Annotated in this window: 21 protein-coding genes; 8 read left to right on the top strand and 13 right to left on the bottom strand. The window is 42.8% G+C overall.

The window, feature by feature from the left end:
• Positions 1-47: 47 nt before the first annotated feature.
• The 4 genes from ACIH2S_RS07665 to ACIH2S_RS07650 all read right to left on the bottom strand — a co-directional run bounded on the left by ACIH2S_RS07665 (position 48) and on the right by ACIH2S_RS07650 (position 4,741).
• Complete coding sequence (locus ACIH2S_RS07665; RefSeq protein WP_430248446.1) at positions 48-1,181, bottom strand: AAA family ATPase; 1,134 nt, start codon at positions 1,179-1,181, stop codon at positions 48-50.
• On the bottom strand, positions 1,178-1,888 hold the full coding sequence (locus ACIH2S_RS07660; RefSeq protein WP_211885260.1) for an RNA ligase family protein: 711 nt from the start codon (positions 1,886-1,888) through the stop codon (positions 1,178-1,180). The genes ACIH2S_RS07665 and ACIH2S_RS07660 overlap by 4 nt, the downstream gene beginning before the upstream one ends.
• Positions 1,889-2,107: 219 nt before the next feature.
• Complete coding sequence (locus ACIH2S_RS07655; RefSeq protein WP_036951322.1) at positions 2,108-2,929, bottom strand: VanW family protein; 822 nt, start codon at positions 2,927-2,929, stop codon at positions 2,108-2,110.
• A gap of 495 nt (positions 2,930-3,424) precedes the next feature.
• Positions 3,425-4,741 (bottom strand): CitMHS family transporter, encoded by a 1,317-nt coding sequence (locus tag ACIH2S_RS07650; protein ID WP_430248444.1) that lies wholly within the window; start codon positions 4,739-4,741, stop codon positions 3,425-3,427.
• Between the two features lie 608 nt (positions 4,742-5,349).
• On the opposite strand from ACIH2S_RS07650, the gene ACIH2S_RS07645 reads away from it, so the two are divergent.
• Complete coding sequence (locus ACIH2S_RS07645) at positions 5,350-6,441, top strand: NADH:flavin oxidoreductase/NADH oxidase (RefSeq protein WP_321146841.1); 1,092 nt, start codon at positions 5,350-5,352, stop codon at positions 6,439-6,441.
• A 90-nt stretch (positions 6,442-6,531) separates the two neighbouring features.
• Here ACIH2S_RS07645 and ACIH2S_RS07640 read toward each other — a convergent pair whose 3' ends face one another.
• Both ACIH2S_RS07640 and ACIH2S_RS07635 read right to left on the bottom strand, forming a co-directional pair.
• Positions 6,532-6,852, bottom strand: coding sequence for a lipoprotein (locus ACIH2S_RS07640; RefSeq protein WP_036951331.1), 321 nt, complete (start codon positions 6,850-6,852; stop codon positions 6,532-6,534).
• Between the two features lie 274 nt (positions 6,853-7,126).
• A complete protein-coding gene (locus ACIH2S_RS07635; RefSeq protein ID WP_036951333.1) occupies positions 7,127-8,599 on the bottom strand; it encodes an anion permease in 1,473 nt (490 codons plus the stop codon).
• A gap of 697 nt (positions 8,600-9,296) precedes the next feature.
• On the opposite strand from ACIH2S_RS07635, the gene cutA reads away from it, so the two are divergent.
• Together cutA and ACIH2S_RS07625 are read left to right on the top strand one after the other, a co-directional pair.
• Positions 9,297-9,644, top strand: coding sequence for a divalent-cation tolerance protein CutA (gene cutA, locus ACIH2S_RS07630; RefSeq protein WP_036951336.1), 348 nt, complete (start codon positions 9,297-9,299; stop codon positions 9,642-9,644).
• 358 nt (positions 9,645-10,002) lie between these two features.
• A complete protein-coding gene (locus ACIH2S_RS07625; protein ID WP_036951341.1) occupies positions 10,003-10,350 on the top strand; it encodes a carboxymuconolactone decarboxylase family protein in 348 nt (115 codons plus the stop codon).
• 45 nt (positions 10,351-10,395) lie between these two features.
• On the opposite strand, the gene betA is transcribed toward ACIH2S_RS07625, so the two are convergent.
• The 3 genes from betA to betI are packed head-to-tail and all read right to left on the bottom strand — an operon-like array spanning position 10,396 to position 14,199.
• Entirely contained in the window at positions 10,396-12,063 is a 1,668-nt protein-coding gene (gene betA, locus ACIH2S_RS07620) for a choline dehydrogenase (RefSeq protein ID WP_154600286.1), read from the bottom strand.
• 33 nt (positions 12,064-12,096) lie between these two features.
• Positions 12,097-13,575, bottom strand: coding sequence for a betaine-aldehyde dehydrogenase (gene betB, locus ACIH2S_RS07615; protein ID WP_108479063.1), 1,479 nt, complete (start codon positions 13,573-13,575; stop codon positions 12,097-12,099).
• Positions 13,576-13,596: 21 nt separating this feature from the next.
• Positions 13,597-14,199 (bottom strand): transcriptional regulator BetI, encoded by a 603-nt coding sequence (gene betI / locus ACIH2S_RS07610; RefSeq protein WP_036951954.1) that lies wholly within the window; start codon positions 14,197-14,199, stop codon positions 13,597-13,599.
• Positions 14,200-14,408: 209 nt separating this feature from the next.
• Between betI and ACIH2S_RS07605 the strand changes: the two genes are divergently transcribed.
• On the top strand, positions 14,409-16,451 hold the full coding sequence (locus ACIH2S_RS07605) for a choline transporter (protein ID WP_108479064.1): 2,043 nt from the start codon (positions 14,409-14,411) through the stop codon (positions 16,449-16,451).
• Positions 16,452-16,525: 74 nt separating this feature from the next.
• On the opposite strand, the gene ACIH2S_RS07600 is transcribed toward ACIH2S_RS07605, so the two are convergent.
• Positions 16,526-16,888 (bottom strand): hypothetical protein, encoded by a 363-nt coding sequence (locus ACIH2S_RS07600; protein ID WP_230082499.1) that lies wholly within the window; start codon positions 16,886-16,888, stop codon positions 16,526-16,528.
• A 304-nt stretch (positions 16,889-17,192) separates the two neighbouring features.
• Here ACIH2S_RS07600 and ACIH2S_RS07595 point away from each other — a divergent pair, with 304 nt between their 5' ends.
• Entirely contained in the window at positions 17,193-17,633 is a 441-nt protein-coding gene (locus tag ACIH2S_RS07595; RefSeq protein ID WP_108479066.1) for a GNAT family N-acetyltransferase, read from the top strand.
• A gap of 301 nt (positions 17,634-17,934) precedes the next feature.
• On the opposite strand, the gene ACIH2S_RS07590 is transcribed toward ACIH2S_RS07595, so the two are convergent.
• Together ACIH2S_RS07590 and ACIH2S_RS07585 are read right to left on the bottom strand one after the other, a co-directional pair.
• Positions 17,935-18,651 (bottom strand): RNA polymerase sigma factor FliA, encoded by a 717-nt coding sequence (locus tag ACIH2S_RS07590; RefSeq protein WP_036951358.1) that lies wholly within the window; start codon positions 18,649-18,651, stop codon positions 17,935-17,937.
• 451 nt (positions 18,652-19,102) lie between these two features.
• Positions 19,103-20,257, bottom strand: coding sequence for a FliC/FljB family flagellin (locus ACIH2S_RS07585; RefSeq protein ID WP_108479067.1), 1,155 nt, complete (start codon positions 20,255-20,257; stop codon positions 19,103-19,105).
• Positions 20,258-20,733: 476 nt separating this feature from the next.
• Here ACIH2S_RS07585 and fliD point away from each other — a divergent pair, with 476 nt between their 5' ends.
• The 3 genes from fliD to fliT are packed head-to-tail and all read left to right on the top strand — an operon-like array spanning position 20,734 to position 22,952.
• The gene (gene fliD, locus ACIH2S_RS07580; protein ID WP_108479068.1) at positions 20,734-22,170 is read left to right on the top strand and encodes a flagellar filament capping protein FliD; all 1,437 of its coding nucleotides are present in this window, start codon (positions 20,734-20,736) and stop codon (positions 22,168-22,170) included.
• Between the two features lie 4 nt (positions 22,171-22,174).
• Positions 22,175-22,573: a flagellar export chaperone FliS gene (gene fliS, locus ACIH2S_RS07575; protein ID WP_006657543.1), complete on the top strand. Its 399-nt coding sequence runs from the start codon at positions 22,175-22,177 to the stop codon at positions 22,571-22,573.
• Positions 22,563-22,952, top strand: a complete 390-nt coding sequence (gene fliT / locus ACIH2S_RS07570; RefSeq protein WP_036951364.1) for a flagellar protein FliT — start codon at positions 22,563-22,565, stop codon at positions 22,950-22,952. Before fliS ends, fliT begins: the two co-directional genes overlap by 11 nt.
• Before the next feature lie 129 nt (positions 22,953-23,081).
• On the opposite strand, the gene def is transcribed toward fliT, so the two are convergent.
• Entirely contained in the window at positions 23,082-23,588 is a 507-nt protein-coding gene (gene def, locus ACIH2S_RS07565) for a peptide deformylase (protein ID WP_036951367.1), read from the bottom strand.
• Between the last annotated feature and the right edge of the window lie 251 nt (positions 23,589-23,839).

The following is a 23,839-nucleotide window of genomic DNA, read 5'->3' as shown; positions in this document are numbered from 1 at the left end:
GGCGAACTGATTGTCCTGCCTCTTAGACAGAGGCAGGATGGTAAAACTTACTTCACCGGCTCACTCAAAAATTCACCATTGATAAAATAGGAAACTTGATGAGCTTCATCAGGGGTCGGTATTTCCAGTTTCCCCGCCATTCTTTCCATCACATTTTCCGGAACCGCATATTTGCGCTGACGATTTTGCTGCTGCCACTGCTTATACGGCACTTCCAGATAAATCAGATGCACTTTGGCTTGGTAGCGAGCAAATAGGCTGATCATGCTTTCGCGCAGTGAGGCACTTAGCGATGTCGCATTCCAGATGAAATCTTGTTTACTACGCAAATAAACTTTCGCCTGTTCTTTCGCTTGCTGCGCGACCCAGCCTTGGGCATTTTTATCCGCTGGGCTGATTTTATGAATTCGGCGAATTTCATCCAAGCATACCATCGGCGTTTGTGGGTAATGTTGTTGAATAAAATGGTCTTTTCCCATTCCTGGCAGACCACACAACATCATCACTTCGCTACCGTCTTCATCAAACGGTTGATAATCCGGCGTGCCGCGCTGGGTATGGAAATAGTGAAAACGCCCCGCCAGTGACGCGAAAGCTTTCGGCTGATCCCAGCAATCATGCTCACGGCAAAACAGTTCAAATAGCTCGATGCGCGCTAATAAGTCCGCTTTGTCTTCACATTCACGACCAATCGCATCCGCTTTCGCTAACATACACAGCAAGGACATTTCGACCCGTAATGAGGCGGCGTACAACGCTCGCTCTGGGTCGGGCTTATCCATCAACCATAATGGCAAACCGTGAAAGCGTACTAATGTGGCAATCTGCTCGCGGATAGCAAATGGCGTTTCCACTTCACGAAACAGGATATGGCGAGCGGATAACTCGCCTTTTTTTGCGTGTCCGGGTGAGCGAATACGCCCCTCTTCTTCTCGAGTGGTGCTGCGCTTTTCCACATCGTGTAAGAGCGCAGCTGTCCAGACAATCTGCTGTTGCGCTTCAGGTAATTGCTGATATTCCGGTAACGCCTCCAACGCAGCTAATACCATTTGAGTATGGATAGCCACATCCCCTTCGGCATGGTGTATCGCATCTTGAGGTACGCCATGCATATCACGCACAAATTCAAACTGTTCAGTAAGTTGTGACCATTCCCGTTGTTTTGTCAGCTGCCAACTCATTGGTCACCTCCTTGCATCTCAAACGCTAATTTCGCGCGCTGCCAATTTCGCTTCCAGTGAATATCGGTTTTGACATGGTTTTTACGAACATACTTAAAAACGTGCTGCATAAAATCATCCACGGCAAAACCTTGGCGATTGCGCGTCACAATGCCTTCCATGCTGCACGGTTTTCCGGTGTGGGTATCCCGTGCAATAAATTGGCTATCTTCCCCTGCCGCGGCGATTAATCCGCTGCTGTACTGCTGAGCAGTGAGGGTTTTATCGATAGCCAAATGAAGCTCAGGTACGGTTGGGAAATCAAACAGTGATGCGTAAAACTTCACTTCATCCCAACTTAGCCAATAATCCCCTTGGCGCACCGCAAACACGTAAAAATAATCTTCGATATGTTGATATTCGATGGAGTGCACGGCATACAGATTTTCACCAAACAATTCGATATCACCCAGATCGTCTTTAATTAATTGCCAACGCTGACGGATTTGCTGCGACCATGCCGACTGGGTCGGAGCGCCGTGAGAACGGGCAAATACGCCGTGACGATTCAGGCAATTATTTTCACCATCGAGTTTTTCAGTATGAACCAGTTGTTCAATATTTTGGATGTGCGCCCACCAATCGCTATTAATACGATCGTCGCTGGTGGTGCCAGGTGAGAACGGATAGTGATACGTTCTACCATACTTCCTTGATTGCATATTCATTATGCTTTCTCTACAGAAATAATAAAACACAACAAATCTTGTGCAAGATTTGCCTCTGCGATAATTGAGAAATCAAGTGTTGGTATTACATATCTAGTCCGCGAGACGGCCTCATTTTGGGTGTTTTATCAGAAAAACAGCAAGAAATAACTTAGTTGGGGGGATTCTAAACGAATTAATTAGGTAAAAGCCAGTAACATATTCCTAATTATGCTCGTATTAACCCGCATCACTCAATTGAGATTCATCCAGTGGGTATTTCACCACCACTTTATTGCGGTACAAACAGCGGTCGCTGAGTGTGAGCGGCTCCTGCCCTTTGGTGGTGATTTGCTGCCAAATTTCATTATGGCGATAAATCACGCCGTGCTCCCGAACAAACTTATGATTTTGTTGGTAAATATGGTATTTATTTTCGCGGGGTTCTGAACACAGTAGCTCCCCTTCAATTTGGTGCTCACCAATTTTAAACACTAACTGAAATATCGCTTGAGTGGGGTTATACAACACAAGGTCGATATAGTTATAGAAGATAGCGGCACCCGACCCAAATGGCAGTACTCGTCCTTCATCGGGAAATGGATCAAAACTGTGGTTGGCGCGTTCCACCACTTGCAATGGTGAATGCAGCGCCATCCAGTGGATTAAATTACTGAGTTGGCAAATTCCTCCGCCAATTCCGCTGCGGGCTTCTCCGTAAGAAAGTTCCATTCCTTCCACAAATCCGCGTTTAGCCGTAGGTTTTCCCACAAGGCGACAAAATGAGAAGTATTCTCCCGGCGCGATGGTAACGCCGTTCATTGTTTCAATCGCAATTCCGAGGTTTATCACTTTGTTATGTTGTAGTCGAAGGTCTGATTGCCCCAATTTGCGTATAAGGCGCGATGTGTGTTTATGGTAACGGTATTCCAGCGGTTGCTCCGCTAAATTGCGGGTATATTTGCGCCCTGAAAATGCCCAGTGCCAGCGCCTAAGTAGCCGTTTTTGATTCACGCGCAGCCAATACAAGATAGGATGATAGGAAGAAAGTGGTCTGCGCATGTCGAGCCTTATAGGTTTCAGATAATAAAGGCATACTCACATAATTCCCTTATCATCAATATAGTCACTGTCCGATAATCCATGCTCCACTTAGCAACTATTTTCTCTCACCGTTTTCTGTTTGTTTTTCCTATCTTCTATCTTCTATCTTCTATCTTCTATCTTCTATCTTCTATCTTCTATCTTCTATCTTCTATCTTCTATCTTCTATCTTCTATCTTCTATCTTCTATCTTCTATCTTCTATCTTCTATCTTCTATCTTCTATCTTCTATCTTCTATCTTCTATCTTCTATCTTCTATCTTCTATCTTCTATCTTCTATCTTCTATCTTTTCAGATTTTAGGTTTTTCCTTAGTTTCCTCAAACATTGGCTCTATGGATTTTGCGCCGTAACTAGGCGGCAAAAAAGAAAATCCCTAGGAGCATACACAAGTATGTGACTAGGGTTTTCTTTTGAAGCCAACAACGTTAGGGTGCAAAAGACGACGAGCGATTAATACAATCCAAGAACCGCCCCGACGGCTAGCGTAAAAAAGCTGAACACCCAAATCCACCCGAACGAATACCGCAAATGACGCCCCATATCAATTCCCGCCAGCCCCATAGCCAGCCATGCTGCCGGTGAGAACGGGCTCACAAACGTACCGGCGTTATTCCCAATCGCCATAGCGTACACCACCGCTGAAGGATCAACCCCTGCCGTCGCAGCAATTTGCTGAATAATTGGCAGCAATGCAAAATAGTAAGCGTCAGTACTGGTGAAAATATCCATTGGTACGCCGAGGATACCCACAAAAATATGTATTTTTGATACCCATTCCGTTGGCAGAATTGATGTCAGATCCATTGCGATGGATTTCAACATTCCACCATCGGATAAGATGCCGAGAAACGCGCCCGCTGCAAGAATAATGGCCACCATACCTAACGCCTGTGGGGCGTGCAGGGAGAGCACCTTCATCTGCTCTTTGGGATTTGGGTAGTTAATTAATAACGCCAAAGAAAGCGCAATCATAAATACGTATGGAGCTGAAAGTAGCCCGAATGCTAAACAGATAATCGCCCCTACAATTAATCCACCATTAATTAATGGCTTTTTAGGTTTATGGGCAATATCAACCACATCTGCGATTTGCTCACTTTCGCCTAACAGTGAATCCATTTGATACGGCGTAGTGCCATTTAACGCGGCCGCAGCAATGCGACGCTTTTCACGCATTCCCATAATAATGGCAAATACCACCGCGCCACCCATACCAATCAATTGCACGGGAATTAAACCTTGCCATAGTGTAGAGGCATCGATACCTGTTACCGCTGACGCACGACCTAATGGTCCGCCCCACGGCACCATATTCATGATCCCCATACTTGCGCACATCAGCAGCAACATTAGGTATGGACTCATACCTAATTGTCGGTATAGCGGTAATAATGCAGGAATAATAATTAAAAATGTTGCGGCGCCAGAGCCATCTAAGTGCACTACCCCCGCGATTAGCGTGGTCATGATACAGACGATAATCACATTACCACGGATCATTTTGACCATCATGCGGATCAGTGGGTCAAAAATATGTAAGTCCTTCATCATGCTGAAGAACAAAATGGCAAACAAAAACATCGCTGCCACTTTTGCCACTTTATTAATGCCGCTTTCGAAAAAGACCGAGATTTCACCAATAGAATATCCCGCTAACAGTGCACCAATAAAAGGAATACAAGACATTGCAATAATTGGGCTAGCTTTACCCATCATCAGTAAAGTGACGATTGTCACGATGATTAAAATACCAATAATTGTTAACACATTGACCTTCCTTTTTAGAATTATATTTTCACAGGCTAATACACGTTGTTGAAAATAAAACTGCTACACTTTTACAGTTGTAATTTTATTTTCATCTCCATTACTCTTTTTACATAAAACTAATATTACGTAGGGCTATCGTTGCTTATATAAATCCCTTATTTAGGTTGCAAGATGAAAATTATTTTTTTGCGGCAACAATATTCATTTAAAGGTAAAGAAAATCATTGAATAAAATAAAAACCCAGTGTGAAAATCTATTAGCACCATAAAAACCATAAAACCAAATTAAGTTTATCATGCTTGATTTATCATGGGGTTAACAAAGAAATGGGGAACTAAGCGAGTATTTATCATGATTTGAAATGACACATTGCAATATATCTACATTCTATCCCTGGTTCTTTTATTTATAATAAAAAATAGCAAGCAGAGATTTATACTTTTTATTCTTTTCCTCAAAATTATCTTCGCGTTATTGCTTTTTCAGCTTGCTTATAACGAAAAATTTTTTTGAATACCTAAATTTGCCGCTTTATCACAAGAATGCTCTTCCTTTTTTTGTATACTGTCAGAATTATCTTAAGTTTCGTTATAAGGAAAAAGGAATGAGTTACCTATTTTCACCTGCTAACTTAGGTCAAGTTCAGCTAACTAACCGTATTATTGTGCCACCTATGTGCCAATACTCCGCACATGAAGGTCTCATCAGCCCTTGGCATCAGGCTCATTATATGAACCTTGCCTTATCCGGCGCTTCCCTTGTGATTGTCGAAGCTAGTGCTGTAAACCCCGATGGACGAATTACTTACCAAGATTTAGGATTATGGAATGACGCTCAGATGCAGGCGTTTAAAACTCTGTTAACAAACATCAAGAGTTTTGCCAATGCAAAATTAGGTATTCAAATTGCCCATGCAGGCCGAAAAGCCTCCTGCGCACTACCGTGGGAAGGCGGGAAAAATTTAGCGCCAGACGATCCACATGGTTGGCAAACCGTCGCGCCATCCGCTCTGCCTTTTGGCGATAGCTATTCACCAAAGGCTCTCACCATCAATGAGATCCACGAAATAACGCAACAGTTTGTTGATTCAGCAAAACGTGCTGAACAAGCAGGTTTTGATTTAATTGAGATCCATGCGGCTCATGGCTATTTACTGCATGAATTCCTATCTCCTATCTCCAACCAACGACAAGATGAATATGGTGGCAGTTTTGTTAACCGTACTCGATTTTTAGTGGATGTGTTCCGTGAAGTACGTGCGGCGGTCAATCCAAATATTGCTGTCGGTATCCGTATTTCTGCAACAGATTGGGTTGCAGGGGGCTGGGATCTGGCTCAATCCATCGAACTCACTGAAGTGCTAGAAGAATTAGGGTGCGATTATATCCACGTTTCTTCCGGTGGATTATCAGACAAGCAACAGATCCCGGTCAGCCCAAATTACCAAGTACCACTGGCGCAAGCTATTCATGAACATACCGATATGCCAGTTATTGCTGTGGGGCTGATCACCGAGCCTCACCAAGCGGAAGCGATTATTGCGACTGGGCAAGCTGACTTTATTGCGATTGGTCGTGGCATTTTATATGAACCACGCTGGCCATGGCGTGCCGCCAGTGTGCTCAATGAACAAATTAATGTGGCACCACAATATTTACGCTGTGCTCCACATCAATTTAAACAGCTATTTAAATAAGCGTTGATTTAAAAACCTATCCTAAAAACAACAAAGCCACGGGATTTTTCATCACCGTGGCTTTATTTAACAATGACTAAAGTTATTCAATTAACGCGCGTTAGTTGCACACTCTTGAACAAATGAAATCATAGTTTGTTGGAATTCAGGCGCAGCAGCAGGTGATTTTTGCAGTTCACTGTCTAAACGCTTAAATTCTTTTAAACCATATTTTTCAACAGTTTTATCATAAGCACAGCCACAGATTGCGCTAATAGCTTGTGCTGTTTCTGTATCAGATTCGCCCGCTGCTTTTACACAGTTGTTTACGAACTCAGAACGATACTCTGCAATCTCTTTTTTCTCGTCTGAACACGCTGACAACAATGCCATCATACCCGCCATACCCAATACTAATGCTGTCTTTTTCATTTTTAACCTATTTATCTTTGTTTATATCGGATTACATTAAAACCCTACAACATGCCTTAGTATTAATCATAGCTGCTTTAAATTAAAAAATCTTGTTTCCATTGAATATTTAATTGCCCTATTTATTTCAATAAATTCACTGATTTAAGGTTTAAATTTTATGTTTCCTCTCTCAGTAAAATATAATTTCACTCACAGTCAATAGAGGACAAAAAAGCCGGAAGATAATTCCGGCTTTTGGTGAATACGTATTTTTAATTAATATTCAATGGCATTACCAGTAACCCAAGAATTTCCACCAAATACTTCCTAAACTGATCCAAATAATTAAGTTAACAACGCTCATCACAAAGCCCGCTTTCCACCATTCGCCCAGTGTGGCATAGCCCGAACCGAAGATAATTGGTGCCGTACCCGTGCCGTAGTGAGTTAATGACATCATTAAGGATGAGGAGAATGCTAAGGTTAAACCTAACAGCATTGGCGGTGCGCCTAATGCAAGACCCGCCGCAAAGAAAGCCCCGAACATTGCGGTAATGTGCGCAGTTGTACTGGCGAAGAAATAGTGAGAGTAAACATAGATTAGTACCAAAATTAAGGTACCCCAAACCCAACTAATTCCCATGCTATCGATAGAGCTTCCTACCGTGACAGACATCCACTTAATAAGACCTAATTTACCTAAGAAGCTAGCCATCATCACCAGTGCGGCGAACCAGACAACGGTATCCCATGCCCCTTTATTTTTCAGGACATCATCCCAGTTAATAACCCCTGTGCCCAATAATACGCTCAGACCAATAAAGGCTGCCGTGGTTGCATTCACGCTGAATGATGGACCAAACAACATTTCAGGAACCCCTGCCCACATCATTAATAACAGGATAAAAACCCCTAATGTGATCATTTCAGGCAATGAAATTGGTCCTAATTGCTGTAAACGTTCTTTGGCAAAATTAGGAGCATCCGGTGTAGAGGTAATTTCTGGCTTATACATAAAGTAGATAACCAGTGGCATTAAAATCAGAGAAACAATCGCCGGTACAAATGCCGCAATCGCCCACATTCCCCAAGTTAGCTCATTACCTTTACCCGCTTCGCTGACAATTAAGCTGACAATCAGCGGGTTCGGTGCCGTTGCTGTAATAAACATCGCGGAGGTAATTGGGTTGATATTATAGTTCACTAAAGAGAGGTAGCGCCCTATTTTCCCGGAAGTACCGTCTTCTGCCTTAGAACCAAAACTGTCTGAAATCGAACGCATAATCGGGTGAATAATTCCCCCGCCTCGCGCAGTGTTACTTGGCGTCACAGGCGCAAGAATGGTTTCTGCAATGGCCAGCGAATAAGCAATCCCAATGGTTTTTTTACCAAACAGTGAAATAACGTAATAACCTATACGCGCTCCCAGCCCCGTTTTATTCAAGCTCATGGAGACCATGATGGAAATACCAATCAGCCAAATCAGGTCATTAGAAAAGCCACTTAATGCATCTGCAATCGCGCCTTTTGTAGATTCAGGATTGGTGACCCCAGTCGCGGCCACCAAGGAAATCGCAACGATAGAAACACCACCAATCGGTAACGCTTTACCGATAATCGCAGCGATAGTTCCGACAAACAGGGCTAATAAATGCCATGCATTCGGATTAACACCTTCAGGAACAGGAATAGCAAACCAGATAATTAACGTAATCGCGACCGCGATTAAGGTAGGTATCGGTTTTAACGGAGTCAGTTTATTCATAAGGGTATCCATACAGTTTTTGAGATGGAATGACAGAGAAAGTGCAATATATATTTTTTTATTCTCAGTCGATGTTAGCAAATAATCACCTGAAAATATTGATCGTTATCATTTGGTTACTGAGTTTCATATGAATTTCAAGCCATTATGTAACAAAATGTAATTGAAATTCACAAACAGTCACACACCCTTAAAATGAGTTAAATGTGGCAGTGAAATAAAAACGAGTAACAGTTATGTATAAAAACGTCACTAACTCTTCCATCGGATTAAAGCGATTAAATATTAAAATATTTCCCAAAACTCAATTAATATACAAAAATTCAATAATTATTGATATTTACCTATCTAAAACTTAATGCTGAATCGAATTACTCATAATTAATCAAGAATAGCAATAAAGCCCCTTGTAAATAGATTTACTTTCGTTTAGTAGAGCGAATGAAAATCAACCAGGCTAATTGATTAATGAAATTATTTAGCTCAAGCCTTAAGCTATTAGGGTACATATATTGCTATCTCATGGGCAGCCAATTCATTACCCAATAAGATAATCGTTATCAGTAATAATCATCTCCACATTAATCACGTACTTCTCTATTTGTATCATTATGTGACTACGTTTTCTTACGGGCAGCTGAACTAGAATGAATCAGGCTACTCATTTAAATAAGCCCTTTAAATAAAGGAGATTAAAATGACATTTGACGATACTCATTATAAGAGCCAGCAACAACCTTGCATCGTTTTAAGCACGACTAATAGCCAAGAAAGTGCCATAAAAATTGCACAGCACCTGTTGAATAACCATCTTGCTGCCTGTGTTTCATTATTACCCGAAATGAAATCAGTCTATTTGTGGAAAGGAAATGTGACAGAAGATAAAGAAATTCTATTACTGATAAAAAGCACGATTGGTAATCAGCAAGCGCTATTTGATGCAATCAAGGAAATTCATCCCTATGAAATTCCTGAGTTAATTCGTTTAGACCCTAACCAAGTTGAGGATAACTATTTACAATGGCTAGTTAATTCTGTTCGTTAATATTAACACTTCCATATTATTTTTAGTTTATATTCCTTTTTCATATAGCAAATTTTGATCATTTTTATTAGCTGGTCAGCTTTGGTAAATACAAAATTAGTGTTATATAAGTAGTCTCGCTTAATATTTATTTTCCTCCTTCGTTTGGAGGATTTTTTTGTCAAATTGACACTAATAGCGTTAAATTTCAGATCAAACATCTAAATATGAATCTTTCAATTTAATACACCATCCTTTATTAAATAAAAAGTATAAACCTGTTTTATATCTTATTTCGAATATTTTCCTTGCTCAATGTTATCCTTAAATTATATTAAAATATATATTATTTAATCGCATAATGTAAGACGGAGAAACAATGTCAAAGTTTACTGAAATCAATCAAAACCTACTGCAAACCATGCCGGAGCTGGCTCAATTTATTCCTGAAGTCATGATGCATTTTTCTAACTTAATTGCAGCTGCCTCGACAGAGGGAGTTCTGGATAAAAAAACCAAAGAGCTGATTGCGATTGGTATTGCGGTTGCCAATCGCTGCGATGGCTGCGTTGCTTTTCATACAAAAGCTTTGGTCGATTTAGGAGTAACCCAACAAGAACTTGCTGAAACTTTAGCTGTTGCCATTTTTATGGGGGGAGGCCCTTCAGTTATGTATGCAACTCAGACATGGAATGCGTATAAAGAATTTACCAACCATTGCGAATAAGCATGTACAAAGGGTGAGGATGTCCCCTCACCCATAAACCACGTTTTAGCCCGCTCTAACCACCTGGCTACCAGCGTTAAAATAGGGAGCCTGGCTGGGTGCTAATGGCTCTCGACCGCGAATTTTGTCCGCTATTTTTTCCGCAATCATAATGGTTGTGGCATTTAAATTGCCTGTAATAATCAGCGGCATAATGGATGCATCAATCACTCGTAGGTTATCAATCCCATGGACACGCCCTTCACCATCGACGACCGCCATAGCATCCGAGCCCATTTTGCACGTTCCACAAGGATGAAACGCAGTTTCCGCGCGTTCTCGTACAAACTGATCAAGTTGCTCATCGGTGACAATATGCTTGCCGGGGCTAATTTCCTCACCTCGATACGGGTCTAACGCGGGTTGAGCCATAATTTCCCGCGTGATACGAATCGCTGCGCGAAACTCTTCCCAATCCTGCTCACAAGACATGTAATTAAACAAGATGCTAGGGTGTTGATGCGGGTCACGAGATTTTATCTGCACTCGACCTCGGCTAGGTGAACGCATAGAACCCACATGTGCCTGAAAACCGTGTTGATTCACCGCATTACTACCATTGTAGTTAATCGCCACCGGCAGAAAGTGAAATTGAATATTTGGCCATGCAAATTTTTCACTGCTACGAATAAACCCACCCGCTTCAAACTGATTACTCGCACCAATGCCCGTGCCTTTAAATAGCCACTGCGCACCAATCATCGGCTGATTAAACCATTTCAATGCGGGATACAGGGAAACGGGTTGCTTACATTCATATTGCAAGTACATTTCCAAATGGTCTTGCAAATTTTCACCCACACCTTCCAGATAATGAACGGGAGGGATCTCAAACTGCGCTAATACCGCTTTAGGGCCGACACCGGAGCGCTGCAATATTTGCGGGGAGGCGATAGCCCCAGCGCATAATAAGACTTCTTTGCGCGCCTTCGCCACCTGCACTTGCTGATGCTTTCCTAAATAATACTTCACAGACACCGCTTTTTTCCCTTCAAACTCAATGGTATCCGTAGTGGCATGGGTAACTATCGTCAAGTTTTTACGGGTGCGAGCTTGGTCTAGATACCCTCTGGCGGTACTCGCACGACGACCTTTTGGCGTCACCGTACGATCCATCGGACCGAACCCTTCTTGCTGGTAACCGTTTAAATCCTCTGTTTTCGGATAACCCGCTTGAACGCCAGCTTCAACCATCGCGTGGAATAGCACATTATTGTGGGATTTTGGCGTCGTCACACTCACGGGGCCTTGATCGCCGTGGTAATCATTTCCACCAATATCGCGGGTTTCTGCTTTACGAAAATATGGCAAACAGTTGGCATAAGCCCAATCTTCAAGCCCCGGTGCTTGCGCCCAGCCATCAAAGTCCATGGCATTTCCACGGATATAGCACATGCCGTTAATCAATGAAGAGCCGCCAAGCCCTTTACCGCGCCCACATTCCATACGGCGGTTGTTCATATGAGGCTCAGGCTCTGTTTCATACGCCCAGTTATAACGGCGCCCCTGAAGTGGGTATGCTAATGCCGCTGGCATTTGTGTGCGAAAATCGAACCGGTGATCCGGACCTCCTGCTTCAAGGAGCAGCACAGTAACATCAGTATCTTCTGTCAGGCGGGTAGCAAGAACGTTACCGGCTGAACCAGCACCGATAATAATGTAGTCATAGACCATTGTTATCTCCTCTGTTTCAGTCAAATTAAGTGATTAAAAAATGGATGAAAACTCTCCGAGTTCAACTTGAATGGATTTGATTTGAGTGTAATTTTGTAGCGTCATCAGACCATTTTCGCGCCCTACACCAGAGTGTTTATAACCCCCCACTGGCATTTGCGCAGGGGATTCTCCCCAGGTGTTGATCCAACAAATTCCCGCTTCTAATTGGTGAATAACGCGATGAGCACGGGCGAGATCTTGCGTGACAATTCCTGCGGCTAAACCATAAATCGAGTGATTTGCTCGCTCAATGACCTCGTCTTCTGTGAGGTAGCTTAGAATGCTCATTACAGGACCAAAAATCTCTTCTTGGGTGATTTGCATTTCATCTGTGCAATCAGTAAACACCGTCGGTGCCACATACGCGCCGTTTGCCAGCGACTGAGTCATCAGACGCTCACCACCACATAACACGGTCGCCCCTTGCGCCTTACCAATCTCGATATAGCGCAGCACATTGTCCAGATGCTTGAAGCTGACTAAAGGCCCAAAATTGGTATTTTCATCGGTTGGTGAACCAATACGAATGCGAGCAACGCGCTGTGCGATTTTGGCTTCAAAGTTGGCTTTCAGGTTTTCTGGGATAAACACCCGCGTCCCATTGGTACACACTTGCCCAGAGCTGTAAAAATTTGCCATCATGGCGATATCCGCGGCTTTGTCTAAATCGGCATCATCGAAAATAATCAGCGGTGATTTTCCGCCCAGCTCCATGGTGACCTCTTTAAGGCTTGAGCTAGAGGCATTCGACATTACTTTTTTCCCCGTCGGGACGCCGCCGGTAAATGAGATTTTGGCAATATCAGGATGCTCTGTTAGCCATTGACCCACTTCACCGCCCATTCCCGTTACCACGTTAAACACCCCCGCAGGTAAGCCCGCTTCAGTGTAGATTTCCGCCAGCTTTAATGCGGTTAATGAGGTAACTTCGCTGGGCTTAAATACCATGGCGTTACCCGCTGCCAGTGCCGGTGCGGATTTCCATAACGCAATTTGAATGGGATAGTTCCATGCGCCAATCCCCGCAACAACCCCCAATGGTTCACGACGAGTATAGACAAACGAGGTTTCACGTAGCGGAATTTGCTGCCCTTCTAGAGCGGGGATCAAGCCTGCATAGTATTCAAGAACATCCGCGCCCGTCACAATATCCACAAAACGCGTTTCAGAAAGCGGCTTCCCTGTATCGAGGGTTTCTAAATAGGCGAGTTCATCATTACGTTCACGTAAAATATCTACAGCACGGCGCAAAATACGTGAACGTTCCATCGCGGTCATTGCCACCCAAATTTTTTGCCCCTGTTTTGCACTCTCCACCGCCCAGTGAATATCGTCGATACTGGCTGACTGCAAATGCGCAATCACGTCGCCATTGGCTGGGTTTATTGCCTCAAACTGCCCGCATTCAGGTTGTGAACTGTCGACATATCCGCCATGAATGTAAAGCTTATGAATCGGTGGATGTTGCATAACGTCTCCTTTGAAAAATAGTTAGGTCGAATGGTCTCCTGCTCGTGCCAATTGCATATCGATATATTCGTTAGTGATGCTGAGCGCTTCCGTCACAGGAAAAGACTCATTGCTCAGCGCACTGCGTAACCATAATCCATCAATCAAGGCAGCCAGACCTTTAGCAGCACGGCGTGCGGCAGGTTTACTTAGCGCTCGTCCAAACTCATAGCTCAGGTTTGAATATAAGCGACGGTCATTCACCCGCTGTAAGCGGTTCAGATTTGGCTGATGCATACTGCTCGCCCAAAATGCTAGCCACGTTTTCATTGCGGCTTCACTGATTTGGGTGGAGTCAAAGTTCCCTTCCACAATTGCCTGAATTCGCGCTTTAGGATTTTCACCACTCAATAATCTGAGTCGCATCGCAATACCAAACCCGAGTTGATACTGGATATGGCGCATGGTGGCCTCCAATAAACCACTCTTATCACGGAAATAGTGGCTAATAATCCCAGTAGAGACTCCCGCTTTACGGGCGATCAGCACAAAGCTGGCTTCTTGCATTCCCACTTCGTTGATGACAGCTAAAGTGGCCTGAATTAACTGCTGTTTACGTATCGATTGAACGCCTATTTTCGGCATGGCATGAAGACCTAATAAGACCATTGAACCCATTCATTAAACGATTTTTTAATTGAATGTTCAATCAATATTAACTATTGTTTACAACAATTCATTTACAAATAACTAGAGGAGATACCCGTGAAATTTTAAATATTTACTAATAATTCAATGCGTTAGTAAATAATCTAATTTTAAATTTTCATCCAGATAAAACTGTGGAACTGCCAATGACAAATTCAAAAAGTCCAAAAAATGGGCAGAAAGACCAACTTAATCACGTTGTTTTTTTTACCTCCGCCGCCTTAATACTGGCGTTTTCTTTTTTCACCATCCTGATGACTGACACCGCAAATAAATGGATTGTTGCAACACTGGGTTGGGTGTCAAAAACCTTCGGCTGGTATTACTTACTTGCCGCCACCTTGTATATCGTTTTTGTGATTTTTATCGCCACCTCGCGCTTTGGGAACATCAAACTGGGACCAGAACAATCCAAACCGGAATTTAGTTTGCTCAGCTGGTCAGCGATGCTGTTTGCCGCGGGGATCGGCATTGATTTGATGTTTTTCTCGGTGGCTGAACCGGTCACTCAATATATGTTACCGCCAACAGGTGAAGGCGAAACCCTTGAAGCGGCTCGTCAGTCGATGGTGTGGACACTGTTTCACTATGGACTCACGGGCTGGTCAATGTACGCCTTGATGGGCATTGCGCTCGGTTACTTTAGTTATCGATATAATTTGCCATTAACCATCCGTTCTGCCCTATATCCGATTTTTGGTAATCGAATTAACGGACCGATTGGTCATACCGTCGATATTGCCGCCGTGCTCGGGACGATTTTCGGTATCGCCACCACCCTCGGTATTGGCGTGGTTCAGCTCAATTACGGGCTAAAAGTGCTGTTTGACCTTCCTCAAGGGCTAACGGTGCAAGGCGGGCTGATTTTCCTTTCGGTAATCATGGCGGTCATTTCCGCCACATCGGGGGTCAATAAAGGGATCCGTATTCTCTCGGAACTCAACGTACTGCTGGCATTAGGACTGATCCTGTTTATCCTCTTTGTGGGGGATACGGAATTTCTGCTCAATGCGCTAGTACTCAACGTCGGGGATTATGTGAACCGTTTTATGGGTATGACCTTGAACAGTTTTGCGTTTGATAGACCGACTAACTGGATGAATAGCTGGACGCTATTTTTCTGGGCATGGTGGGTAGCATGGTCGCCTTTTGTTGGGCTGTTTTTGGCACGAATTTCCCGTGGTCGCACCATTCGCCAGTTTGTGATTGGCACGCTAATCATCCCTTTTGTCTTCACACTACTTTGGCTCTCTATCTTTGGTAATAGCGCTCTGTATGAAATTATTCATGGCAACAAAGCGTTGGCTGAAACGGTATTAGAGGCCCCCGAAAAAGGGTTTTATTCCCTACTCGAGTTATATCCGGGGTTTGGATTAACCGCCTCCGTTGCCACCATTACAGGGTTACTATTTTACGTGACGTCCGCAGATTCTGGCTCACTAGTGCTGGGGAATTTCACCTCAAAACTGAGCGATATAAACAGTGATTCACCTAATTGGCTACGGGTTTTCTGGTCAGTTGCCATTGGTTTACTCACTCTTGGAATGTTAATAACCGATGGGGTGCCCGCACTGCAAAACACCACCGTGATTATGGGGCTGCCGTTTAGTTTTGTAATCTTCTTTATTATGGCGGGGCTGTATAAGTCATTACGGTTTGAAGATTATCGCCGCGTCAGTGCCATTAATACCAATGCCCCTGCGCCGCTGTATGGTAATGAGCCCATTAAGTGGAAACAACGTCTGGGACGCGTGATGAATTTCCCGGGCACCACCTACACCCAACGGATGTTAGATTTAGTCTGTATTCCCGCGATGCAAGATGTAGCTAAAGAATTGGAATTGCGTGGCGCGAAGGTGGAATTTGCGATCTATCCTCTTGCCGAAGAAGAGCGACTTAACCATTTAGAGTTAGTGGTCGATTTAGAAGAAGAGCAAAGTTTTATCTATCAAATTTGGCCACGCCGCTACACGGTGCCAAGCTTTACCTACCGCGCTCGTTCCGGTAAATCCCACTATTACCGCCTTGAAACTTACTTGTGGGAAGGCACCCAAGCTAACGATTTAATGGACTACACCAAAGAGCAGGTGATCAGCGATATTCTTGACCAGTATGAGAAGCATTTGAATTTTATTCATTTAAGCCGCGAAGCACCGGGATCAACATTGACCTTTCCCGAAGGAAATTGATACGGAGCTGATTATTTAAACAATATAAAAGGCGCTCAAAAAGCGCCTTTTGTTTGCAACACGGGGAATACTAATTATTCATTCTGATATTTTTGCTCTAGCATGGATTGAAGCTCGCGCGGGTTGTTCATCCACGATAAATGCCCCGGACAGCCTGCTGCCGTTGGGTTGATATCACAAGGGCGGATGTGATTGAGCAAGGACTTTTCATCTTCATCCCGTTGTTCGAGTAGCGATTGGTAGCTACGATCTTGCTGAGCAATTTTTAATTTAGGGTCAAATTTGAACTTCTGCTCTTCCCGCAGTGAGTCCACTCCTTGGTAGTTTTCATGATATAGGCGATCAACGGGTGATTTTTCTTTAAATGACAAGTCGGTGGCAAAGCCAAAAGGAGCACAGAAAATAAGAAAAAAGACAACAATAACCTTTTTGAACATATGGATACCTACTGTAAATGCATAATTTGGCATTATATTCACTTACAACCCATTGGTGTATAAAATCCATTATTGATTTTTAAATATTGTTATTTATTAAATAGTTGGAATTAATTAATCATAAAATCAATTGTTTGAATACTCATTAATACCCATAGTGATTATTTCTGCATTTTTATCTATTGCTTTCATTACTCTTCATCAAATAGCGCAATGTCATCACGCAAAAATACAAAGAAAAACAGGCAATTTTCATGATTTCGAGCTAAAACTATATTAGCGTTTTTATTTATGAGGGAATGACATGGAGCCAGTGAATAGCCACATTACATATAAAGTGAACCATTCGATTTCGGTGGATGATTTTTTGAATTTATTGAAGCAATCCCCACTGGATACGTTTGTGCCCACTGACGATGTCGCGTTGCTGGATTCGATGTTAAATAATGCGGATTTGTTGATCAGTGCTTGGGTGGATGAGCAGGTGGTGGGTTTCGCTCGCGCGATCACGGATTTTAGTTTTTGCTGCTATATCTCTGAAATTGCGGTAGATACTCAGTATCTTCACCAAGGTGTCGGTAAGCATTTGCTGCGCCTCACCGCCGAGGAGCTTCCCCCCGAGTGTCATTTAATTTTTCGCTCCACCCCCGACTCCCAAAACACCTACCCCAAACTCGGCTTCAATCCCTGCCCCAACACATGGCATATCTCCGCCAAACGCTTTCTAGATAAAATGAAGTCCTAAAATACCGAGACTTTGTTTCACCCTTATTTTTGCTTTAGTTTTGCCCTTTATTATGACGCCCCCAATGCTCTAAATAATTCGAATCCACGGCTAGGCGGCAAACGAAGATATCCCGATGAGCATACATAAGTATGTGATTCGGGTAGCTGAGAGCAGCCAACAACGCAGTGGTTCGAAGTATGATGAGCATTCGAGTTACGGCAAGGCGGCGAATACGCTAAGCCCTGGGAGCATACATAAGTATGTGACTAGGGTTAGCTTATGAAGCCAACACAGTCACGGCGTGAAGTATGACGAGCATTTAAGTCCTCAGCTTAGAGCGCAACCGTTTGATGGCCTGACTGTGAAGCTGACTCACTCTCGACTCCCCCACCTCCAGCACCGCACCAATCTCTTTCAAATTCAGTTCTTCTTGGTAATACAGCGTCAGCACCATTTTTTCGCGCTCTGGCAATTGTTCTATTGCCGCCACGATTTGGTCTTTCAGGCTGGATTCCATCAGTAAACTCAGTGGGTTGCCGCCATCGTCTTCATCCATTGAAGGTTCGCAGCTTTCCCCGTGCACTTCGTGCCATTCATCGTAGGAGAACAGTTGGCTATTGTTGGTATCTAGCAGCACTTGGCGATATTCCGCCAAATCGATATCCAGCGCTTTGGCAATTTCTGGCTCCGTCGCACTGCGCCCAAGGCTTTGCTCAAGTTCACCAATGGCTTTGGTCATTTCTCGCGCTTGGCGACGTACGCTACGAGGAACCCAGTCACGGCTACGCAGTTCATCGAGCATGGATCCGCGGATCCGCTGCACAGCGTAAGTGGCAAAAGAGGCACCTAATGAGGCATCGAAACGTTCTAATGCGTGGAGTAAACCGATGCCCCCCGCTTGGATTAGGTCATCGATATCAACGCTGGCAGGAAGTCGGACTTGCAGTTTCAGGGCTTCATGGCGTATTAGAGGGTAATAACGCTCCCATAGGCTATTTTTATTAATGACACCTTCGGCAGTATATAAATCACTCACAACCTGAATCACCCTTCAAGTTTTAACTAAAGGTAGCCATTATCTGTGTTACGCGTAATTTCAATCCGCAGAGTAAGGCACTAAATCAGCCGTTATTCTTTTTATCCTAAATAAATTTGATGAAGCCCAATATTTTTTGAGTCTATTTTTGCTTTTTCTTTTGACCTTGCCCTTACCTTTGACCTTGTTTTTGACCTTGTTTTTGACATTTTTTTTGACCTTAATAATGCCAAAGCGCGCCCTAAATAATTCGTGTTGCAGCTAGGCGACGAAGGAGATTATCCCGATGAGCGTACATGAGTACGTGATTCGGGTGAGCGACTGAAGTCAACAACGCTGTGGCGCGAAGTATGACGGGCGTTCAAACTAATAACAACGCTGCGGCGCGAAACATGACGGGCATGAAAAAGGCCAGCATTGCTGGCCTTCAATATCATTAACCAATCACGAATTAACGTAACAGGCTTAACACACCTTGTGGAACCTGGTTAGCTTGCGCTAACACAGCAGTACCTGCTTGTTGCAGAATCTGACCACGGCTCATGTTAGAAACTTCTGTAGCGAAGTCAGCATCTTGGATACGGCTACGTGCTGCGCTCAGGTTGTTAACAGAGTTGTTCAGGTTATTGATAGTAGACTGCAGACGGTTTTGGATAGCACCTAAGTCTGAACGGAAGCTATCAACTTGCGCTAATGCTTTGTCTAAAGTATCTAATGGTTTGAACACTGATAACTCTTTTTCAGTCATCGCGGTGCTGCCGTTAGTAAATGTAATTTTTGCAGGGTCAGTTGCAGGTGTTGTGCCATCAGCAACAGCGTAAGTTGTTTCTACGGTATGCTCTTTACCGTCATCACCTTTACCTACGATATAGACTTTCTTGCCATCCGCTTCGCCGTTAGCATCTAATTTTTGATATACTTTCGCATCGGTAAATTTAACACCAGTCGCGCCATCTGTATCAAAGGTCATTGCTTTTAAAGCAGTATCTGTATTACCAGCACCAACAGCTTGACCACCAGGACCCTTCATTGCATCAAAGTCAGATAAAGAAATTTCTTTACCCATTGTTTTACCAGAACTTGCATCAAAACCAGTTAAACCTAAAGTTTCGCTGTCTACTTTTTTCAGACCGATAGAGATAGTTTCTTTATCGTTAGTACCCACTTGAACACTCATGCTAGTGTCTTTAGTTAATACTTTTACGCCGTTAAACTGAGTTTGTTCAGAGATACGGTTGATCTCTTCCATACGAGCTTGAACTTCTTTATTGATAGACTCGATGTCGCTCTTAGAGTTAGTGCCGTTTTGTGCTTGAACAGTCAGTTCACGAACACGTTGTAAGTTATCGTTGATTTCGTTAACTGCACCTTCAGCGGTTTGTGCGATAGAGATACCGTCGTTTGCGTTACGTGCTGCTTGAGTTAAACCTTTAACGTTTGCAGTGAAACGGTTAGCGATTGCTTGGCCAGCAGCGTCATCTTTTGCGCTGTTGATACGTGAACCGGAAGATAAACGCTCAATCGCAGTACCCAGTACGCCTTGTGAACGGTTTAAGTTGTTCTGAGTAGTCAGAGACAGAATGTTAGTGTTAATGACCTGTGCCATAATGTATGTCCTTTATTATTCAATATATTACAGTGTTAATACTCTAAATAATTCAGGCTGTATCTAGGCGGCCAGCGAAGGTATCCCTAGGAGCATACTGAAGTATGTGACTAGGGTGACTGAGTGCAGCCAACACCGATACAGCGTGAAGTATGACGAGTATTCTGTTAAGAAATTTTGTCAGCAAATACATTATCGGCGGCGCCCAAAACCCCTTTAGCCATTTTTATAAAAATTTTTCACGAGTAACGACAAAAGCGCACTGGAATCAGCTTTTTTCAAACTAAATTTTTTATTAAACCCTTCGATTATGGTTAATGTCCTTATCATTTTTATTCAATAAGCCTAATTACCTGCTTTTTACGGTTTAACTCCTTCCATTATTATTTCGCAGAATAGTCTAATATTTTTCCCCAATTCGCCGATAAAGGACTAAATACGAATTTATTTTCAGGGTTTATATTCAGGAGAGATTTATGGCAGGCATATCCACACTCGGTATCGGGGCTAACTTAGACTTAAATGTGCAAATGGATCAATTAGAGGCAATGGAAAGACGCCGTCTCGACCCATTAACACAACAAAAAGCCAGCTATGATGCGCAAATCAGTGCATTTGGTAAGATGCAATCTTCATTAGAAAAACTGAAAAAAGCGGCGGAAGATCTCAAAAAATATCAAGACATCAGCACCACTAAAGTGAGTGGTGAATATAAAGCCTTTGATGTAAAAACTGATGGTAAGGCTATTGCGGGTGTACATGATGTTAAAGTCAATCAACTGGCAAAAGCACAAACTATTGCAACAAAAGGTGTTGATGATAATAAAAAATTACTAGGTAACGGCGCAACAGAACGAACGATTACAATTACCCAGCCTTCACAAAAAGAAGATAAAGATAAAATTGTTATCAAACTCGATAATGAACATACTTCATTAATCGAAATTGCGGACGCCATTAATAAAACCGATAAAGGCGTTTCAGCTTCCGTTATTAAAGATAAAGACAATCAATACCACTTAGTGGTTACTTCGAAAAAAGCCGGAACCGATAACCGAATTAGCATCAATGTGGAAGGTGATAGTAATTTAGCCGCCATGTTAAACGTTAAATCTGAAATTGATACAAATGGCAAAGTGACATTAAACACTGATGCTACTACGGGTATGGATCAAAAAGTTCCACCACAAAACGCACTATTAACTATCGACGGTTTTGATCTTGAATCACAAACCAACGAAGCCAAAGACTTATTTCCCGGTTTAACTCTGTCTTTAAAGAAAGAGAGTGAAGATAGCAAATCAGAACATTTAATTATCTCTGAAGATATTGAGCCTGCTAAAGCGAAAATCAAAGCATGGGTGGATGCCTATAATGAATTCCAAAGCTTAGCTAAAGAACTCACTAAATATACCCCTACTGAAAAAGGTACTGCACCGGATAAAACTAATGGTCCATTAATTGGTGATTCCACTTTGCGTGCAATTCAAAGCACCTTGCGTACTCAAGTGCGTAGTCCACAAGATAGCGGCGAACTGAACCTGCTGAATAAAATGGGGATTAAGCAAAAACTGGATGGCACGTTAGAAATCGACAATAAAAAACTCGATAGTGCCCTAAAAGATAACCCATCAAGCGTAAAAGTATTCTTTGCCGGTGACGGTGAAAAGACTGGATTTGCGACCGAAAACTTTAATTTCTTAAAGGATACCTTAGATAGTAAAGAAGGTACGCTGCATAACGCCACAGATGGCGTACAGAAGAAAAAGAAAAGCATCGATAAACGTATCGAGCAAACCAATAAACAAATTGAAAACACCATGGATATCTATCGTCGTCAGTTCCAAAACCTCGATAAGATGATGAGTTCACTGAACAGCACAAGCAGTTCATTAGGCAGACTTTTAGGTTAACCGCATGTATCAACGTAAAGCTAATCAAGCCTATCAGCAGGTCAGTTTGGAGAGTGAAATCGCCAATGCGACCCCGTATCAACTGATCCAAATCCTGTTTAAAGGGGCCTTAAGTGCCCTTAAACGGGGGGAAATTTTTATGGAGCAGGGAAACATTGCTGAAAAGGGTAAAGAAATCTCAAAAGCAATCGACATCATTGACACGGGATTAAAACAATCGCTAAATTACGAGGCTGGTGGCGAACTTGCTGAAAATTTAGCAAGTTTGTATGAATACATGACGCGGCAATTGCTCCGCGCCAACATAGAAAACAACGTGACTTATGTCCAAGAAGTTTACCAATTACTCTCCGATATCGCCTCTGCATGGCAACAAATCGGTGCAAATGTGGATGAAAGATAACCAGGTGGACAATAAAAATCCTCTCTATTTACTTGAAATATATCGTAATGTCTTAATATTAAGTGAAAACTTAGTTTCGCTCGCACAATCAGGGGAATGGGAGTCATTAATCTCCCGAGAAACTGAATATGTCCTTGCCGTTGAGAATTTAACGGCTCTGACTCAAGAATATGAGCAGGAACAACCTATTACTGACGACTTTGTGCAGTTACTACACCAGATCATTGAAAACGAACGAGTGACAAAAGAACACTTACAAAATCATTTGAATTTTTTAAGTAAAGAAATCAAACAGCTCGACCAACAAAAGGTATTGAATAATAGCTACGGCCAATTTGATCAACCCGATGCTCCAAGGGTTATTAAACCTCTCGAGTAAACGGTAAAGTGTCAGGCAGTTAACCTGACGCTTAACTTAATAGGACAACCCAATTGGCACAAAGCACGCAATAGCAGCTCCCCGAATCACACTTGTTGGGTCTCGGGAAGCCGTAAAATAGGTGGGAACTTACTGCTGTTTTAATCTTTGCTGCTTTTTGAGCTTTTTCAACAACATATTGCGCTTTAACGTGGATAAGTGGTCAATAAACACTTTACCGTTTAAATGGTCAATTTCATGTTGCATGACAATCGCTAAAAACTCGTCACTGTCGACAACAAACTCCTTGCCGTCACGGTCAAACGCCTTCACCTTCACACGCAAAAAGCGTGGCACATCAGCGTAAACATCTGGTACAGATAAACAACCCTCTTGATAGCTCGTCTCCCCTTCGCTCTCAATAATTTGTGGGTTGATAAATACCATTGGCTGATTACGTTCTTCCGAAATATCAATCACCATAATGGCTTTGGTTTCGGCGATTTGCGTTGCCGCCAACCCGATGCCGTTGTCAGTGCTGTACATGGTTTCAATTAAATCATCGACCAATGTTTGTACTGATGCGAAATCCGTAACGGGACTGCACTGAATACGCAATCTTTCATCTGGAATTTCAATAATTTCTCTTACTGCCATAGCTAAAATCCTGTTGATTCAATTACTTTTACTCAAGCCCATGTATTTTTACTTAAACCTATAAGTTAAAGTATCGCCCTTTTTTTACCCACAAAAGATGCAAAAAATGGCAAAGTGGCTTGGAGATGAAAATTTCACAGAAAAATAACATGTTCTAAGACAAAATACATCTGAAATCACCAGAAAATTCTCCGTATAACCCCTTTCTACAGGCAAAATCCAACGTATTTGATTGAGATCAGACAATCCGT

Source organism: Providencia lanzhouensis, assembly GCF_050469745.1.
Taxonomy (GTDB): Bacteria; Pseudomonadota; Gammaproteobacteria; order Enterobacterales; family Enterobacteriaceae; genus Providencia; species Providencia lanzhouensis.
Note: the sequence above shows the minus strand (reverse complement) of the source record. Positions and strands in the feature narration are given on the sequence as shown.